Origin of the sequence: Streptomyces exfoliatus (assembly GCF_000725545.1) — a bacterium.
GTDB lineage: Bacteria > Actinomycetota > Actinomycetes > Streptomycetales > Streptomycetaceae > Streptomyces > Streptomyces exfoliatus.
Genome location: NZ_JNZP01000100.1, coordinates 1 through 387, shown reverse-complemented (window position 1 = coordinate 387; position 387 = coordinate 1). Strand labels below are relative to the sequence as shown.

Below are 387 nucleotides of genomic sequence, written 5' to 3'. Positions count from 1 at the left end.
CAAGACGACGACGACCGTCGCCATGGACTTCGGCCGCATCACCCTGGACCAGGACCTGATCCTGTACCTGTTCGGCACCCCCGGACAGGACCGCTTCTGGTTCATGTGGGACGACCTGGTCCGCGGCGCCATCGGCGCCGTCGTCCTCGTCGACACCCGCCGCCTCGCCGACTGCTTCCCCGCCGTCGACTACTTCGAGAACTCCGGCCTCCCCTTCGTCATCGCCCTCAACGGCTTCGACGGAGCCCAGCCCTACCAGCCCGAAGAGGTGCGCGAGGCCCTCCAGATCGGCCCCGACACCCCCATCATCACCACCGACGCCCGGCACCGCGCCGACGCCAAGAGCGCCCTCATCACGCTCGTCGAGCACGCCCTCATGGCCCGGCT

Annotated in this window: 1 protein-coding gene; it reads left to right on the top strand. The window is 69.3% G+C overall.

The annotated features are described in order from the left end of the window. On the top strand, positions 1-387 hold a 387-nt coding region (locus tag IO20_RS0134280; RefSeq protein ID WP_030224738.1), incomplete at both ends, for a GTP-binding protein.